Annotated in this window: 14 protein-coding genes and 1 pseudogene; 5 read left to right on the plus strand and 10 right to left on the minus strand. The window is 60.7% G+C overall.

Translation table 11 applies throughout. The features are described 5' to 3' along the window. Nucleotides 1-46 precede the first annotated feature (46 nt). Nucleotides 47-631 carry a CinA family protein gene (locus OBACDRAFT_RS12495; protein ID WP_043586099.1) on the minus strand — a complete coding sequence of 195 codons (585 nt, stop codon included), beginning with the start codon at nt 629-631 and terminating at the stop codon, nt 47-49. Between the two features lie 19 nt (nt 632-650). Further along, nucleotides 651-1,391, minus strand: a complete 741-nt coding sequence (locus OBACDRAFT_RS25385; protein ID WP_052361894.1) for a Uma2 family endonuclease — start codon at nt 1,389-1,391, stop codon at nt 651-653. 345 nt (nt 1,392-1,736) lie between these two features. Between OBACDRAFT_RS25385 and OBACDRAFT_RS12505 the strand changes: the two genes are divergently transcribed. Beyond that, a complete protein-coding gene (locus OBACDRAFT_RS12505) occupies nt 1,737-2,408 on the plus strand; it encodes a nucleotide exchange factor GrpE (RefSeq protein ID WP_081722018.1) in 672 nt (223 codons plus the stop codon). A gap of 85 nt (nt 2,409-2,493) precedes the next feature. After that, a complete protein-coding gene (dnaJ, locus tag OBACDRAFT_RS12510) occupies nt 2,494-3,660 on the plus strand; it encodes a molecular chaperone DnaJ (RefSeq protein ID WP_043586101.1) in 1,167 nt (388 codons plus the stop codon). Between the two features lie 33 nt (nt 3,661-3,693). On the opposite strand, the gene OBACDRAFT_RS12515 is transcribed toward dnaJ, so the two are convergent. The 6 genes from OBACDRAFT_RS12515 to OBACDRAFT_RS12540 all read right to left on the minus strand — a co-directional run bounded on the left by OBACDRAFT_RS12515 (nt 3,694) and on the right by OBACDRAFT_RS12540 (nt 10,398). Next, nucleotides 3,694-5,232, minus strand: coding sequence for a hypothetical protein (locus OBACDRAFT_RS12515; RefSeq protein WP_232767069.1), 1,539 nt, complete (start codon nt 5,230-5,232; stop codon nt 3,694-3,696). An 83-nt stretch (nt 5,233-5,315) separates the two neighbouring features. Further along, on the minus strand, nt 5,316-6,926 hold the full coding sequence (locus OBACDRAFT_RS12520) for a hypothetical protein (RefSeq protein WP_052361896.1): 1,611 nt from the start codon (nt 6,924-6,926) through the stop codon (nt 5,316-5,318). A 3-nt stretch (nt 6,927-6,929) separates the two neighbouring features. After that, nucleotides 6,930-8,384, minus strand: coding sequence for an autotransporter-associated beta strand repeat-containing protein (locus OBACDRAFT_RS12525; protein WP_043586103.1), 1,455 nt, complete (start codon nt 8,382-8,384; stop codon nt 6,930-6,932). Between the two features lie 90 nt (nt 8,385-8,474). Then, nucleotides 8,475-9,197: a prepilin-type N-terminal cleavage/methylation domain-containing protein gene (locus OBACDRAFT_RS12530; RefSeq protein WP_043586120.1), complete on the minus strand. Its 723-nt coding sequence runs from the start codon at nt 9,195-9,197 to the stop codon at nt 8,475-8,477. A 114-nt stretch (nt 9,198-9,311) separates the two neighbouring features. Further along, nucleotides 9,312-9,545, minus strand: coding sequence for a type II toxin-antitoxin system death-on-curing family toxin (locus OBACDRAFT_RS12535; RefSeq protein ID WP_052361898.1), 234 nt, complete (start codon nt 9,543-9,545; stop codon nt 9,312-9,314). Then, nucleotides 9,538-10,398: a helix-turn-helix domain-containing protein gene (locus tag OBACDRAFT_RS12540; RefSeq protein WP_232767070.1), complete on the minus strand. Its 861-nt coding sequence runs from the start codon at nt 10,396-10,398 to the stop codon at nt 9,538-9,540. Before OBACDRAFT_RS12540 ends, OBACDRAFT_RS12535 begins: the two co-directional genes overlap by 8 nt. 89 nt (nt 10,399-10,487) lie before the next feature. Between OBACDRAFT_RS12540 and OBACDRAFT_RS12545 the strand changes: the two genes are divergently transcribed. Then, on the plus strand, nt 10,488-11,858 hold the full coding sequence (locus OBACDRAFT_RS12545; protein WP_232767071.1) for a beta propeller repeat protein: 1,371 nt from the start codon (nt 10,488-10,490) through the stop codon (nt 11,856-11,858). A 197-nt stretch (nt 11,859-12,055) separates the two neighbouring features. Here OBACDRAFT_RS12545 and OBACDRAFT_RS12550 read toward each other — a convergent pair whose 3' ends face one another. Continuing rightward, nucleotides 12,056-13,684 (minus strand): fucose isomerase, encoded by a 1,629-nt coding sequence (locus OBACDRAFT_RS12550; RefSeq protein WP_043586107.1) that lies wholly within the window; start codon nt 13,682-13,684, stop codon nt 12,056-12,058. A gap of 315 nt (nt 13,685-13,999) precedes the next feature. Between OBACDRAFT_RS12550 and OBACDRAFT_RS29770 the strand changes: the two are divergent. Together OBACDRAFT_RS29770 and OBACDRAFT_RS29775 are read left to right on the plus strand one after the other, a co-directional pair. Further along, a pseudogene (locus OBACDRAFT_RS29770) lies at nt 14,000-14,146 on the plus strand (helix-turn-helix transcriptional regulator); the annotation flags it as partial. 198 nt (nt 14,147-14,344) lie between these two features. Continuing rightward, on the plus strand, nt 14,345-14,851 hold the full coding sequence (locus OBACDRAFT_RS29775; RefSeq protein ID WP_232767073.1) for a helix-turn-helix transcriptional regulator: 507 nt from the start codon (nt 14,345-14,347) through the stop codon (nt 14,849-14,851). Nucleotides 14,852-15,005: 154 nt separating this feature from the next. On the opposite strand, the gene OBACDRAFT_RS12560 is transcribed toward OBACDRAFT_RS29775, so the two are convergent. Next, nucleotides 15,006-17,315 (minus strand): glycosyltransferase family 4 protein, encoded by a 2,310-nt coding sequence (locus OBACDRAFT_RS12560; RefSeq protein WP_043586109.1) that lies wholly within the window; start codon nt 17,313-17,315, stop codon nt 15,006-15,008. Nucleotides 17,316-17,414: the final 99 nt, after the last annotated feature.

Here is a 17,414-nt window from a genome sequence, read left to right on the forward strand (position 1 = left end):
GGGGGGGGGGGGGGGGGGAGGGGGCGCGTGAGGCCTTTGCGCAGCGTCACTGTGCGCGCAAGGAGCGCAGAAGGTTGCGCAGCGCGGTGGCGGCGGCGAGTGCGGTCGCCTCCTGGGCTTCGGCGCGGGTGTGGCCGGGAAATTCGACGCAAGCGGCGAGTGTGTATCCGTTTTCTGGATCGCCGATGACGTGCGGGATGCGCGGCGCGCCAGGCGCGGTTGACGAGACGGAGGCTTTCCATGCGACGGACCACCAAGCCATCGGGTGCGCGGCACCGTATTCGGGGGCGGGCTCGGCGAAGCCCGTTGTCGCGACAGCAATGTCGGCGCCGAAGCGTTGGCGGGCACCGCTTGCGAGTTGGCGGGCGATGGATTCGGAGACTCCGGCGCAGGGTTGACTTTCGCTCAGTGGCACGCCGAAGAGTTTTTCTTTTTGTTCAGGCGAGTAGGCCGTGGCTCCGCCGAGAAAATATTCCGATGACCCGGAGACGAGACCGAGGAGCGTTTGCACGCGACCGACCGTAAGGCTTTCGGCAGCGGCAATGGTGAACAGGTTCGCAGTTGGGGCGGAGCCAAGGGCAAGCGTCTTGATCTCGGCGGACAGGGCGAGGGCCTCGGCGTTGCTCGACATGAAACGGGCGTGCGCGCAATTAACGGCGACGTTTGCGAGCGGTGCGCAATTCGGCCAGACAGGGGGCAACGGTTGGGAGTCGGGTGGCGTCGGCAAGCCATTCGCGGCGTATCCAAAAACCGGGGATACTCATTGCGTCGATGCGAGCGTCGCCGTCTTCGGGCGTGGCGTATTCGCCAAACATGTCGCCTGCGCGTCGATAGAAATGGTGATCCGCTTTTTCGGGATCAATTACCCAGTATTCTTGCACGCCGTGGGCTTCGTAGGCGGAGAATTTGAGTTCGCGGTTGCGTCGGGCCGTGGCGGGGGAAAGGACTTCGATGACGAGAGTGGGAGCAAAGTCCACGTGCGTGTCGCCAAGCCGGGTGGCTTGTTCGTTGGTGAAATAAGCGAGGTCGGGCAAAAAGGTGTCACGCGGGCTGAGTCGCACGGCGACGGTTTCGCGATGAAGTTCACCGAGTTCAAATTCCTCAATGTATTGACGTAGCAGGCTGTCGAGGAAGTTGACGATTTTAGCGTGTTTGAGGGAGACGGGGGAGTGCATAAAAATCTGTCCGCCGATGAGGTCGGCGTGGATGCCGGGTTGGAGCCAGTCGAGAAATTGCGCGGAGGAAAGGAGGGGGCGTCCGACTGGCATGGCGGCGTTTCGTTGTCTGGACGTGAGGATCGGAAATGTGCGTGAAATCCGGCGGACAGTATGGCGACGGCGGGAAGCGGTGGCAGTTGCGGGAGAGCGATCAGGAGCGATGGTGGCGGTCATGCTAGCCATAATGCGCACAAGCTACGCCAGTTTATCCGGACGGCGCAACTCCGAGGAAATCTGCTTCGCGAATTACTTGGCAGAGGTGATGCGACGTAGCGCGTCAGCGGGGGGGGGGGGGGGGAGGGCGGCTTCGCGCGAACGTCCAACATCCAACGTCGAACGTCCAACATCCAATGTTTCAAGCTATTGCCGTTTCACTCACGCGGCATGCACGCGGCACTTCCGTTGCAATGCGGCACTCTCCCGTTCGATGTTGGGCGTTCAGGGCGCCAAGGCGCCCTGCAATTCGTCCGCCATACGCCTTGAAACCGGGCGGCATCTTGGGTTTACTGCCCGATTCCTATGAGCAAAGAGTCCGCTGAAACACCGCAACCCGTTCAACCCGAGCCATCCACGACTGTCGAGTCCGTGCCCGCTGCTGCACCTGCCGCACCTGCACCCGCTGCCGCCGCTGATGCCGCGGCTCCGGCCGCCGGTCTTGAGGCGCAACTCGCAACCGCGAAGCAGGAGGCCGCAGCCAATTACGACCGTTACATGCGCGCATTGGCCGATTTGGAAAATTTCCGCCGCCGCACCATCCGCGAGAAGGATGAACTGCGCCAGTTTGCCGCCGCCCGTGTCATCGAAGACCTGTTGCCCGTCATCGACAATCTCGGCTTCGGTCTCGCCGCAGCCAAGTTGCCCACCGCCAGCACCGAAAGTGTTGCGAGCGGCATCGTGCTGGTGGTCGATCAATTTAAGAACGCGCTCGGCAACCACGGACTCAAGGAAATCAACCCTGCGGTTGGCGACGGCTTTGATCCCAACCAAGAGGAGGCCGTTTCGCATCTGCCGAGCCCGGATGTGCCGGAGGGCAAGGTGCTCAACGTCGTGCGCATCGGCTACTCGCTTAACGGACGTCTGCTCCGTCCGGCCACGGTGGTTGTTTCCAGTGGTCCGGCGACCCCGGCTCCGGTTCCTGCCCCGGCTTCCGCGACTTCAGGGGCGGCGAACGATGATCCGCCGGTGATCTAGGCGCATCCTGTATCCATTAACCAACCACACCACCGTTTCGTTCCGCACACCGCTTCACGCATTCTTTTCGAAAACCGAAAACCAGATGGCCACAAAGGAAGATTATTACGACTTGTTGGGCGTTTCCAAGACCGCCAGTGACGACGACCTGAAAAAGGCCTATCGCAAGAAGGCGATCCAGTATCACCCGGACAAAAACCCCGGCAACAAGGAGGCGGAGGAGATGTTCAAAAAAGTCTCCGAGGCCTACGAGGCGCTCAAAGACCCGCAGAAACGCGCGGCCTACGACCGTTACGGACACGCGGCTTTCGCGCCCGGCGGCGGCATGGGCGGCGCGCGCGGTTCGCGTGGCGGCGGCGGTTTCCATGACCCGTTTGATATCTTCCGCGAAGTTTTTGGCGGCATGGGCGGCGGCGGCGGTGGTGGGTTTGAGGACTTTTTTGGCGGTGGTCGCGGTGGAGGCGGCTCAGGCGGCGGACGCGATGGCGACGATCTTCGTTACGATCTCCAAATCACGCTCGAAGAGGCGGCTTCCGGAATCGAAAAGGAAATTTCGTTTCGCAAGGCGATGTCTTGTGAACGTTGTCACGGCAACGGTGCCGAGCCCGGTTCCAAGCGCGTGCAATGCCCGACCTGCCGCGGGCGCGGGCGCGTGCAAACGCGTCTCGGCCCCTTCGTCACCGAGCAGGCTTGTCCTGCGTGCGGAGGCGCGGGCGAGCGTATCGAAAAACCCTGTACAGCGTGTCACGGCGAAGGTCGCGTGCAGCAAACAGCGAAGGTCAACGTGCGCATCCCGGCGGGCGTGGACACCGGCACGCGGCTGCGTTCCAGCGGCAACGGCGAGGCGGGAGTTGGCGGCGGCCAGCCCGGCGATCTTTACATTGTGCTCACGGTGAAGGATCACGAATTATTCGAGCGCGATGGCGACGATTTGCATTACGAGATGCCGATCAAGTTCACTCTCGCCACGCTTGGCGGTTCGATCGAAGTGCCGACGCTATCGGGCAAGGCTTCGCTCAAAATTCCGGCAGGCACGCAGAGCGGCACGACGTTTCGCTTGCGCGGCAAGGGAATGCCGTCCTTGCGTAGTCGCGGCAGTCAAGGCGACCAGTTGGTGCGCGTGCATGTCGAGGTGCCGCAAACGCTGACAGCAGAACAGCGTCGTTTGTTGGAGGAGTTCGCTCGCATCAGCGGCGATGCCGACGAACCGACGTCTAAGAGTTGGTTCAACAAGGCGAAAAAATTCTTCTGAGACGCACACTCTCACGTGGCGGGGGGAAAGGGGTTATCTTGGCAGCAGCCGTAAAAGTACGGGATGGGGAGGAGCGGCCAAGTCTTTGAAAAACAGTTTGCCGTCTTTTTCCGCTGCTGGTGGCTCGTAAGTCCGCCCGGTTAACAAGTCGGTGGCCTGCACCCGGATTGTTTTGGGATTGGCGTTGATTTCCAGATCGGCGGGGCGCGGTGACTGGTCGCTGATACGCTCCATGGACCAGAAGGCGAGGACGGGATGGCCGTCGGCATCGGTAAATTGATAACTGATGACACGGTCTGGAGCGCGGAGGCGGGTGCCGTCGCGGGCGGAAAAAACTTGGTGATCCGGGCGTTGGGTAGTGGCGGTGAGCGTATAGCGGAGTTTGCCGCCGGGTGTGAGGCCGATGGTCTCGCGGGTCAGACGGCGAACGGCAGCAAAGGCGGGCTTGGGCGTGCCGTCGTCCCGCAGGAGTCCGAAATTGTCGTCGCTGGAAAATTCCCGGAGTTCGGGAGTTCGCCAGGTATTCTTGTTGTCGAGAAACGAATACAGGGTGCTGACTTCCACACCGAGACCGAGCCCTTCCATGAGACGGCGCTGGATGTAGGCGGCCTGGGCTTCTTCGGTGAAACCGGAAAAGTTGCTGCGTGAGGCGGGGGTGTCGCGTTTGGTGCTCCAACCCCATTCGGTGAGCCATGTTTCGCGGGGGCCGTTGTGTGTGGCGGAGAATTCACGCGAGTAACGTATGAGGGACGCAAAGGTGCCTTCGGCGTCGGCGGTCTGGCGTCCGCCGTTGCGTTTGAAATTTTCTTCCGACGCGGCGTAGGGAACGATTTCCGGGGTGATGCGGTAGCTGTAGGGATGGAGTGTGATGCCGTCGATTTTGGGTGACAGCCCTTTGGCGATCATACGCATGTTCATGGCGGGGAATCCGCCGAGGCCGATCACCTTCACGTCGGGGTTGGCCGCCTTCACGGCTTCGGCGGTTTTGTTGATGAGCTGGACGTATCGGCCCAGCCATGACTCCTCATTCCCTTTGGCGTCACGTCCGTAGAGATCGCCGCCGAGCGTGGTGCCTTCGCCGTAGGCTTTGGCATACCAATGAAAAGGTTCGTTCAGCACCTCGATGGCGTGGAGTTTTCCTGAAAGTTCACGGGCGAGAAAGGCGGCGGCCTTGGCGTAAGCGTCGGGATCGTAGGGGTCTTTGTAGTGCTTCCCGTTGCTGGCTGAGAGCGTGAGAATGATCTTGATGCCGTGGTGGGCGGCTAGGTCGATCCAAGCGCGATCTTTCGGCGGGATTTCGTAAACGCCTTTGGTTTTTTCCATGAAGGACCAGACAATTTCGTCGCGCACCCAGCCTGCCCCGAGGTCTGCAATGAGCGGGATGTAAACTTTGGGGTCCCAGTGATGGAACGCCTTCATTTTGCGGACGAAGTGGGTGGTGACGCCGATGTGCGGATTGAGGACAGGCGAGGGCGCGGCATTTGAATTGGCCTCGTGTGCAGAAGGGAGGGGGGGGGGGAGGGGGGGGATGCGGCAGGCAGGGAGGTGCCGGAGACCGCCGCGGCGATGCAAAGCAGACGGTGCAAGTGGATGCGGAGCTGGAGACAGAATGGTTGCCGGGAAGCGGTTGTTGTCATTGGCGATGTGCGGGGCGGTTATTTTGTTTGCAGGCGCAGGAGCACGGGATGCGGAGGAAGGGCAAAATCTTTAAGAAAGAGATATCCGTTTTTTTCCCCGGCTAGCGGCTGGTAAACGCGGCCTGTCCACAGGTCGGTGGCGGTGATGACAATGTCGGGTTTGACCTTGATCTCGATATCGGCGGGACGCGCGCTCTGGTCGCTGATGCGCTCCATGGACCAGAGCGCGATGATGGTGTTTCCGGCATGATCCTTGAATTGATAACTGATGGCACGATCAGGCGCATGAAGCTCTGTGCCGTCGCGGGCATGAAAGGTTTGTCGGTCGGGGCGACTGGTGGGAGTGGTGATGGTGATTTTAACATCGTTGCTGACGACGAGGCCGGCGGTTTCGCGGGCGAGGCGTTGCACGGCGGCATAAGCGGGTTTGGGTGTGCCGTCCGATTTTATGAGACCGAAATTATCCTCGCCGTTGAATTCGCTCGTTTCCAGAGGACTGTTTTTGTCATCAATAAACGAATACACGATGCTGTTTTCCACGCCTAGTCCGAGGCATTCCATGAAGCGGCGTTGGATATAGACCGCCTGTGCGTGTTCGGTGAAACCGGCAAAATTACTGCGTGAACCGGCGCGGTCGCGCTTGGTCGTGTAGCCCCATTCAGTGAGCCATGTTTCGCGGGGACCGTTGTGCATGGCGGAAAATTCGCGCGAGTATCGAATGAGCGAGGCGAAAGTGCCTTCGGCGTCGGCGGTCTGACGTCCGCCATTGCGTTTGAAGTTTTCGTCCGATGCGGCGTAGGGGATGATTTCCGGTGTGATGCGGTAGCTGTAAGGGTGCAGCACTACGCCATCCACGGCGGGCGAAATGCCTGTTTCAATCATGCGCATATTCATCGCTGGGAAGCCGCCGAATCCGATGACTTTCATGCCGGGGTTCACGGCTTTGACGGCTTCGGCGGTTTTGTTGATGAGTTTCGCGTATCGGCCCAGCCATGACTCGGGCTGGCCGTTCTTGGTCAGTCCATACAGATCGCCGCCCCGACTGGTGCCTTCGAAATAGGAGCGGGCATACCAGTTGAAGGGTTCGTTGATGACTTCGATGGCCTGGACCTTGCCCTTGAGTTCACGGGCGAGGAAGGCGGCGGCTTTTGCGTAGGCTTCGGGTTCGTAGTCGTCGATGCCCCCGTAAACGAGCGAGTTGCTGCCGTTGAGGGTAACGATGATTTTGAGGCGATTTTGGTGGGCAAGGTTGATCCATTCCCAATCGGCGTCGGGGATGCGATATTCGCCACGTTCCGGCTCGATCCGGTTCCACATGAGTTCGTCGCGAATCCAGCCGACGCCGAGATCGGCAATCATCGGGATGTATTTCTGCGGGTCCCAGTGCAGCATCTTGCGCTTGCGGACGAAGTGCGTGGCGACGCCGATCCGGTCGTTGCGGTTTTCCGTTGGAGCCGGCGTGGTGCTGGTTGGCGTCATGGCCACCCGGCTTGGGGCTGCTTCACCGACAGATACCGCTTGCTTGTTGTCGGAAGGGGGCCGCCATGTGTCTTCGAGGGGGAACGCCGTGGTCGTGCATACGAACAGGGATGCGAGGAATATCGTGGATTTGAGGGCAGTAGGTTTCATGCGTCAGGAGAGGCTGTTGCCGTCGTGCCTGCGGCGGCGGCATGCAAAACCGGCGAAGACAAGTCCTCCGATCCCAATCAGGATAACGGTCGCGGCTGGTTCAGGTATCGGTGCGCCAACTATGAGCACGATGTTCTGGTTATTGCTGGCCAGAGCCAGCGTCACTTCGTGCCCGCCCAATACGCCGGAGAGATTGGAGCCGAGGGTGCCGACGATGGTTTGGCTCGTATCGAACAAGGTGTATTCGCCGGGGCCAAATTCGTTGAGAAAATTGAACGAAAAGCTGTCGAGTCCAAGCTTGCCGGAACCGATGTCGAGCGTGCCGCTGGTGAGCACGATTTTGTCGCTTGCCTCGATGGAAGAGAGATCGAAATGGAGTGCTTGTGAACTGACGGCGGCGATAGCGTTTTTGATGTCGAGCGTGCCAGTGCCGAGGGTGAACGTGAGCGTGCCGACGCCCGAGTCGCCAGCCGCGAGTTTTCCGCCGACATTGATTATCACATTTGCACCGGCCGTGTTGATTGTGCCGGTGCCGCCGAGGGTGCCGCCATCGTTGACAGTGTAGGTGCCGGCGCCGGCGATGGCTCCCCCGTTGATATGGGTGCCGTTCACGAGTAGGGTGCCGGCGTTGATCGTGGTGCTGCCGCTGTAGGTGTTGTTGCCGCTGAACTTTTGGATGCCGGCGCCGTTCTTCACCAGAGCAAGCGTGGTTGTGCCGCCGGTACCGCCGCGATCAACCACGGTTCCTCCATAAGAATAGGACTCGCCTGCGTCGGGATTGAGGGTGAGCGTGCCGCGCAGGTCGCGGTTAGCTGCATAAATCACACGCACGGTGCCTCCTGTGCCGGAAAGACCGGCGACGGTGATTCCGCCCGAACGGGGAGACGGACCGCTGTAGGCAAACGCAAAGATCTCAAACGCGGCGGTGTTGGACAGACTTACCTCCCCGAAAATGGCACTTGTGGCGTTGGCAAAAAGGATGCTGGTACCGAAAAGCTCCGTTTTTCCGGATACGGCAACACTAGTCAGCTGAGTTTGGGTATTTTGAACTCCCAGCCCCAACCGCCCCCCAGTCAGGGTGATGCTGCCGATTTCCAGACTGAGGGCCGCCCCGCTTCCATTTCCGAAGGTGACAATTCCGCTGCCGCCTTTCGCAAGACTGCCGATGGTGAGCGTGCGCGCCGCGTCAAAACCCCGAATGTCCCAAGTGTCCGTCGTAAACGAAGCGGTGAAGCTGCCGATCGATGCGTTGGCATTGAGATTAAGTTGACCGCGGGCGGTCGGATTTAGCAGCGCGATGTTTTCTCCGGACGGAGCATTGCCTCCGGCCCAGTTGGAACCGTCGCTCCACAAGCCGGCTTCGCTGGCTGACCAGGTGAAATCGGCTGCGTTCGAGGATGCGTAAAGGGCAAGCGCAAGCGCGCTGGCGACTACTACGGTTGATATTGTTTTTTGCATGGCGGGTTGTATTTTTGCGTCCGTTGCAGGACTTGGTTGATGGTGGTTGATTGGGAGGAAGCCGGCGCATCGTTTTGGATACGCGGAAGATTACAGACTGGTGTGCCCGAAGATGTCGTTCTTGTTGCTTTTCAGGTCCTGAAAAACGACGGCTTTTACATGACCATCGACGAAGCATACGTTGGTCTTGCCGCCGTGGATGGGATTGGCCTCGGCGGTATTGCCCCAACCGATGCATTTGGGACAGGAGAGACTGACCCATGATGAGGGAGGTGTATTGTTTACTCTCCAAGTGTCGCCGATCATAAAAATTTGCGACGGACGACTGAAGTCAGTTAGCCGTTTTGCGCTGCCATCCGCGATGATGACGTGATTGCGGTTAGTCCCGTATCCCCCTCCCCATGATAGATTTTCCTCCTTGACGGAAGGACATTGCCAGACGCCTCCTCGGGCGTTGCCCTTGGGTTTGTCCTTCCACCACGCCGGTGGCGCATAAGATTCCAGAAGATTTGGGTAATACCAAGCCGGGCTTTCACCTACCTCCGAATGCTCCTTGGGAAGGACGCCGCGATTGTCATTGGCATAGAGAAGAAATGCACTGCCAAGCTGACGAAGATTGGATTTGCATGCGGCATCGCGCGCTGCTTGCCGGGCTCTGCCAATCGATACGAGAACGAGTGCAGACAGGATGCCGATAATGGCGATGACAGTGAGCAGTTCGATCAGGGTGAACGCACGGTTGGAGACAACCAGTCTCTCAGGTAAGGAAGATCGTGGATGTTGTATGGGGAAAACGGAAGTGGGGGGACTCATGTTGGTGACGATTTCAGCGGACGTCATTGTCCGCCTCAAATCGAATGCCATGCAGAATCTGGCTTTTCTATTGTCCGATTCGGTATGGAGGGGCAGACACAGATTGGTGTTTGCTCAGTCGTCCGTCGTGGCGGTGAAGGGGTGGCCGTTTGCCTCGAGAAATACAATCGCGGTGATGAATGCGGTGCGCTTGTTGCCATCAAGGAATGGATGGTTTTTCGCAATTCCGTAAGCGTAAGCCGCAGCCACCTCGAAGATCGTGGGCTTATCGTAAGCGAAGAGGTTTTCCGGACGTGAAAGAGCCGAGTCGAGTATGACTCGGCTGCCATTCTTCGCATTCTCACCCAAGCGTGCGCCGCCGGTATTCGCCGGGGGACATGCCGGTGATTTGTTTGAAGCGGCGGGAAAAATAAAATTCGCTCCCGAAGCCCGATGTAAGCCCCACGGTCTTGACGGATTCATGCCCCGAAATCAGTCGGTGACACGCCAGCTCCACCAAGTGTCGCGAACGAAACAGCGTCGGCGTGAGACCGCACAGGCGCTTGAATTTTTTCCGATACGCTTGCTCGCCGAGTCCGAAATGGCGCGCCTCACGCACGAGGTCGAGCGCCTCCTCGACGGACATGGCGAGCAGGCGCGTCCGGGCGCGACCCGCCCATTCCACGTCCGCATCGAGACGCGGCGTTTGCCACGTGGCGCACATCTCGGCGATCAATGCCACCAGACGTCCCGCATCACGCAATGTTTGCTCGGCGCTGCGTTTTGCGAGCGGCAGCACCACATCGTGAAACCGGCGCAACCACACACGCGGCGAACCGAGGTGGCGGACCGGTTGCCTTGGATCGAGCAGACCGGCCCCCATCCACGCGTCAAAAACAGGGCCGGAGAACTCCACGTTGATTTCGTTCCAACGTTCCCCCGGCGGCGGTCCGTAGGCGTGCGCGATTCCCGGAAACAGGCAGATCACATCGCCCGCCGAAACCGGCACGTCCGCCTTGTGCCGTTCGTCACGGAAACATCCGCCGCCCTCCGTCACATAGACCAGCGAATACACAGGCATGGTTCGCCATGCGCCCTCCGCCAGTTGCTGTTGCATGGCCCAGCTCCGGTGAATTTGCGCACTGCGCGTGATGCCGCCCGAGGTCGGTGCGTGGAACGATTCCATGATGAGCCAGTAGTCGCGGATCTCACCGGGGTTCATACCGGATTGGACAGTGTATTTACCGCCATGTGCACGACTCAGGGCTTTCAGGGTTCGCATGGGAACAGATGATTGCTGGACATCTCATCATGCCTGCAACGCAAAACACCGCCGCTTGCGCGTCGAACATCCAACGCCCAACATCGAACGCCCAACATCCAACGGGAAACACGGCGCGACCAACCACGCCCGTCCAAGCATCTGTTCCAACTTCGACGTTGGATATTGGATGTTCGACGTTCGACGTTCGGCGCGAAGCGCCGCCGGGCAACATCATCAGTCACATCCGGCCCGACATCGGGCAATACGTTGGCTCGCCCTCCATCGCCATTCTCCCCGACGGCGCGTATGTGGCATCGCACGATCTCTTTGGCCCCGGCACCACCGAACACAAGCGGGCAACGACGCTGATTTTTCGCAGCGAGGATCGTGGCGCAACATGGCGGCAGATCGCGTGCGTGGAGCCTGCGTTTTGGAGCAACTTGTTTGTCCACGACAGCGGTGATGCGCGTGGCGCGGCACTCTATCTGTTCGGTCCCACGCACCATCACGGTCTGCTCGTGATCCGCCGCAGCGACGATGGCGGACACACTTGGACGGAGCCGTGCGACGCCGCCAGCGGTTTGCTGACGCCTTACGGTCAATACCACACCGCGCCCATGCCGATGTTGGTGCATCGCGGGCGCATCTGGCGCGCGGTCGAGGACGCCACGGCGAGCACTCATTGGGGACAGCGCTACAATCCCGTGCTCATGTCGGCTCCGCTTGGTGCCGATTTGCTACGACGCGACAGTTGGAGTTTTTCTGGCATGTATCGACAATCTCGTGACTGGCTTGGCGGACGTTTCGGCGCCTGGCTGGAAGGCAACGCCGTGGCGCTCCCAGATGGTCGCGTCGCCGATGTGTTGCGCGTCGATTACGCACCCGGCGGCAAGGCTGCGCTTGTCACGCTCGCCGACGATGGACACACGCTGGAGTTTTCACCAGCAGATGCGTCCAACAGCACGGGTGGCATGGGTGCGGGTTTCATCGATCTGCCGGGCGGTCCCACAAAGTTCTCAATTCGCCGCGATCCGCGCTCGCCCGACTCCGCGCCGGTTTACTGGACGCTCGCCAATGCCGTGCCGCCGCGCCACGCGCGCGACAAAGAAAACCATTGCGCGATCCGCAACACGCTCGCGCTGCTCCGCTCTACTGATCTGCGCAACTGGGAACTGCGCTACGTGCCGCTCTATCATCCCGACTCGAAACGCCACGCATTCCAGTATGTGGACTGGCTTTTTGATACAGATGGCAATGGCGACGATCTCTTGGTGGCGAGTCGCACGGCTTGGGACGATCAACACGGCGGCGCGCCCAACGAGCACGACGCCAATTTTCTAACGTTTCATCGTATTCAAAATTTCAGCACGCAGACGATGGCGGATTCAGTGGTCGATCCGACGGGGCTGGGGTGGTGACGTACGGAGGGCGGGTCTCCCGACCCGCCGACGCGGCGTAGCCGCGCCATTCGGATGGGCGGTGCTTCGCACCGTCGGCGGGTCGGGAGACCCGCCCTCCACAAAAACGCGGCCTCCGAAATGAGACCGCGTTGTGTTTATCAGTCACCAAATAGACGGGAGCGGGCGGGACGCCCGCTCCACTTGTTGGATTCGGGTTAGAACGGTTTTCCGTCGGCCTTGGTGCCGCAGAGGTTGACTTCGATGCCGAGTTCGGCGGCGAGCTGGGCCTTGGTGTACATGGCCAGATCGGCGTCCTTCGCGCTGTTGGCGTAAACGACTTGGATGTGGTTGGCCTTGTGACGCGCCATCATCTGGTCGCGGCTCACACCGTAGGTCACGGCGTGCATGATCGGCCACACCGGTGTAGTGGCATCCCAACGACGTTTGGTTTCCTCTTCGGGCAGTGCGATCGCCTTGCCGCGACCGAGGTCCATCTTGAGTTTGCCGCCTTCAATGAAGACGCGGCTCCACACGAGTTCGCCCGGTTTGGCGATGCCGCACAGCGTCGAGCCGCCGAGACGGAAATACATCGGGGACTGGCGGTAGCCGTGACTGCCCGCCCAGCCGCCAACGTGATGCTCGGCAGGGGCAGCGCCGGAAATGAGAAACACCCACACATAATCCTTGGTCGATCCACTCTTGTCCCAATCGCCCCAACGCAAGTCGTGCAGCGTATTCTCGCGCGGCTGGCCGAGAGCCTTGTGAACGCGGTCAGTGAGCAGGCCGTCGAGACCGGCGCATTCGTCCACTTCGTTGAAGTGCGGGATGGGTTCGCCGTCGCGAACGATTTTGCCGTCCTTGCCCTTGACCGGCGGACGGTCGGAACTGTTGAGCGTGCCTTCAACGAGGTCGGACGCAGGGATGAGATCCTTCAGCCCTTGCTGGTATTGGATACCAATGGTTTCGCAGCCAAACTCGTCGGCAATGCGAATGGCGGCGATGTACATTTTGCACTGCCAGATGACCTGCGCCTCGGTCAGCTCGGTGGCCTCGTCCTTGCCGAAGTGGAAGTTGAATCCTTTTTTCTGATACCACTTGAACACCGCCTGCGCGTCTTCGTCGCTCACTTGCGTGGCTCCGTAATAGAGGGCGGATTGCGAGAGGCGTTCCTTGTAAACACCGGTCTGGAACAGGAGTTCGTCGGGAATGATGGCATTGTACATGCCCATGCAGCCTTCGTCGAAAATGCCCATGATGGATTTTTTCGTGCGCAGGTCGTCGGCGAGTTTTTTGGCGAGGGATTTGGCCTTGGGCGGCACGGCGGCCTTGGCGAGGCGTTTGACGTGCGTGGTCTTGTGCGTGGTGGCGCCGGTCTTGAGCCATTCGCCGAGTTTTTGCAGGAAGTAGTCGTCGTCGAAATTTTCGCTCCAGAGGGTGGAGTATTTGACGCCGGCCTTGGTGAGTCCGCCGTTGAGGTTGAGCATGCCGACGAGGCCGGGCCAGGTGCCGGACCAGTTGGCAACGGTGAGGATCGATCCCTTGCGGCCAATCAGTCCGTGCAGCAGGTGATGCGAGTATTGCCAGACCGACTCGGCAACAATCACGGGGGCAGTCGGGTCCATTTGCGAAAACACTTCCATGCCTTCTTTCTGGGAGGAAATGAAGCCGTGCTTGAGCGCGGGTTTGTAGGGATGGGCGCGGACGAGTTTGTAGCCAAAGGAGGCAACGACTTTGGTGAGTTGCTTTTCCATTTCGGCCTGGGCCGCCCAACAGGTTTCGTTGGCGGATTGGCGGAGGTCGCCGTTGGCGACGAGATAGATCGACTTTTTCGGGAGTTTTTTCATGGGTTTTCGGACTGTTTTCCGGCGTTGTGTCGGTATGTGGTTTGGTCGGGGCGGTCGTTGGCACCGGTCGCGATGCCTAGAGAAAATCGGCCACCGGGATTTTTATTACCGGGCCATTCAAGCGCATGTCTCCTCTCGACACGATGCGAGATGAATGGATATAAATGGGGACTTAATGGATAAAATAGACTCAGGCGCCCAAGTCACCAAGGCTCGCAACGCCGACCTGCTTTCGCCGCAGGTGACGGAGTCGCGTTATTCGTTTCCCAATCTGGCCCCCCCCCCCCCTCCGCGCAGGGGCTGGCGGTCACGTTGGTGGGACGCGAGCGGTGCCGGCCTGATTACGATATTTCGCGTCGTTCGTATGCGTATCATGGGATTGAATACGTGGCGGAGGGCGCCGGTTGGGTTGAGTTGGCGGGGCTGCGGCAGGCGCTGCGTCCTGGCAGTGTTTACGCTTACGCGCCCGACATGCGTTGCGCGATCCGCACTGATCCGAAGCAGCCGATGTTGAAGTATTTTGTGTGCGCGTCGGGCGGGAAAATTGGCGGGCGAGGGGGGGGTGGGGGGGGGGGAGGGATGCGTGCGCGTATTGCCCGCGCGGGGCTTGGCAATGGGCGTGTGCGTGTGCTGGCGGCTCATGCGGAGGTTCAGAGTGTAATGGAGGATTTGATACGCGAGGGACAGCGTTCGGGTCCGCTTGCCCCGGCGATTTGCGCGCAGTTGTTTGAGTTGTTGTTGCTCAAGATCGAGGATGGCACGCGTTGGGAACCGGCGGGCGATCACGCGTGGGCAACGTTCCAGAAGTGCAAGGCGTTGATCGATGCGGAGGCCGCGCATTGGCATACGTTGACGGAGGTGGCGCGTGCGGCGGGGATCGAGGAGTCGAGTGTGTGCCGTTTGTTTCGCCGTTTTCAGGGGACGAGTCCTTACCAGTATTTGTTGCGGCGAAAAATGAATCTGGCCGCGGAGTTTTTGGTGGAGACGGGTGGTTTGGTGAAGGAGGCGGCGCAGCGGGTGGGGTTTGATGATCCGTATCATTTCAGCCGTTGCTTCAAGGCTGTGCACGGGATCGCTCCGCGCGAATTGTTGCGTCAGGGCCGGGCGGAGTCAGCGGTGACGGGGGCGGCGGCGGGAGGAGGGGCGAGCGGGGGGGGGGAGCGGTGATTTTCCTATTCGGTAGGGAGGCCTCTCCGAGGCCTCCGCCGTGCGTAGTGCGATGGAGGATACGAAGCTCGCAGGTAGTTGGAGCGTGGTTTCGGAGGCCTCGGAGAGGCCTCCCTACCAGGTAGGTGATGGCTACAGTTTAAATGGAATTGCGCTAGAGGTCGGGCTGGCCGGGTTCGATGGGACGTTCGAAGGATTCTAGCGAACGTTTTACTAGGCGCATTTCCTGGAGCGAGAGGAGGAAGGCCAGGGTGGATTCGGCTCCTTGATTGAGGTTTACGCGGTCGCTGTGCAGGGCGTCGCAACAGCCGCCGGTCGCTGGATCGTAGAGCGGTTCGCCGAGGTCGTTGCGACCTAGGAACCACTCGAAAGCGCGGTAGGCTTCGGTTAGCCAGAAGTTGTCGTTGGTGGCTCCGTAGGCTTCGAGGCAGGCGGATACCGTCGTTTGTGCTTCGATGGGTTGTTGGTCGAAACGGGCGCAGGTGCCGCCTTTGGGATAAAAACCGTCGCTGCCAACGGGACGAAAGTGTCCGGCGGGTGCGGTCTGCACGGTGGTCAGCCAGCGCAGGGTAAGGAGTCCGGTTTCGAGCGCCTCGGGGTGGGGCATCCAGCGGCCCGCGAGGATGAGGGCGTGGGAGAGTTTGGCGTTGTCGTAGGTCAGGGAGGGTTCGAACCAGGGCCAGTCGTCGGTGGCGGTGTCGTGGTGCAGGGCGACGATGCGTCCGGTGAGGAGTTGGCGAATGGCATTGGCGCGGGTGTCGCCGCCGAATCGGCGCAGATACTCGTGGATGCCGATGAGGGCGAAGGCCCAGGCGCGGGCCGAGGTGGTGGCTTCGATGGCGGGCAGGGCGCGTTCGAAGAGTTGCGCGGCCCAGCGTTGGAGGAGGCGGTCGCGCGAGCGGCCTACGCAGGCGCCGAGCGCCCAGAGGGAGCGGCCAAGGCTGTCGTCGGAGCCTGTATCGTCGAGCCAACTACGGTCGAAGGACATGAAGTTGTGGAAGCGTCCGGTGGCGGGGACGAAGGCGTGGTTGAGAAACGCGGCGTAGGAGGAGGCAAGGCGGCGGGTTTCGTTGGTGGCGTCGCCGGTGGCTTCGACGAAGGCGGCGGTGAGGAGGAGGGCGCGGGCGTTGTCATCGACGCAGTAGCCTTCGTGAAAATTGGGGAGGGCGTGGACGGCGTGTTGAAAGATGCCGGTGGAGTCGCTGAGGCGACGGAGGTGTTCGATGCGCAGTTCGGGGAGTTCGTGCCGTTGTTCTTCCAGTGTGTGCAGGGTGAAGCGGGCGGCGGAGCGGGCGACGTGCGCGGCGCGGGCTTGTCGGAAGCTGCCGAGGAAGCGGTGCGCGACTTGGGGCCAGGTCATCTCGCGTCCGAGTTGGTAGGCCTGCTTGCGCATGGTTTGCAGGCGGGCGTCGTCGGTGAGCAGGGTGCTGAGTTCGCGGGCAATGGCGGCGCTGTCGCGGAAGGGCACGAGCACGCCGCGTCCGTTGGCGAGCAGTTCCTCGGCGTGCCAGTAGGGAGTGGATACAACGGCGCGACCGCAGCCGAAGGCGTAGGCGAGGGTGCCGGAGGTGATTTGGGCGGGGTTGAGGTAGGGGGTGACGTAGATGTCGGTCGCGCCGAGAAATTCCTTCAACTCGTCGAGTTCGACGAAGCGGTTGTAGAAGGCGACGTGTTTTTGCACGCCGAGTTCGGCGGCGAGGCGTTCGAGTCCGAGGCGGTAGCTTTCGCCTTGGTCGCGCACGAGGTTGGGGTGCGTGGCACCGAGCACGATGTAAACGAGATCGGGCACGTGGCGGACGACTTCGGGGAGGGCGCGGATGACGTACTCGATGCCTTTGCCGGGAGAGAGGAGGCCGAAGGTGAGGAGCGTTTTTTTGCCCTCGACGCCAAACTGGTCTTTGTAGCTGGCGGGATCGGCAAAGGGCATGTCGGGGATGCCGTGCGGGATGATGTCGATGCGCGCGGGGGCGATTTTGTAGATGTCGCGCAGCATGTTCGCGCCGCGTTCGCTCATGACAACGAAGCGGGCAACGCGGCGTTCCATCTCGCGCATGACGCGGAGTTGGTCGGCGCCGGGTTCCTCAAGAATGGTGTGGAGGTGCACGACCACGGGGGCTTTGACGTGGCGCAGGAGGGTGAGGATGTGGCTGCCGGAGGGGCCGCCGTAGATGCCAAATTCGTGCTGGATGTACACGACTTCGGTGTTGCCGAAGTTGATGAAGTCGGCGGCGCGGCGGTAGGAGTCCTGGTCCTGTTCCTCGATTTCAAAACGGACTTCGGGCGGGTAGTCGTAGGATTCGCCTTCGGGGAGGGGGTCGTTGACGGCGACGACGCGGCAGTCGATGTCGGGAAACTGGCTGGTGAGGGCGCGGTAAACGTCGTGCGAGAAGGTGGCGATGCCGCATTGGCGCGGCGGATAGTCGCAAACGAGGGCGATTTTGCGGAGTGGTGTGGATCGGCTCATGTCAGAAAAATATGATGAAGGGATTCACCACAGAGACACGGAGGCACAGAGGAATAATCCATGGAGAGCAAACAGGCTGACGGAGGGGGGGGGGGGGGG

The organism is Geminisphaera colitermitum TAV2 (assembly GCF_000171235.2).
Lineage (GTDB): Bacteria > Verrucomicrobiota > Verrucomicrobiia > Opitutales > Opitutaceae > Geminisphaera > Geminisphaera colitermitum.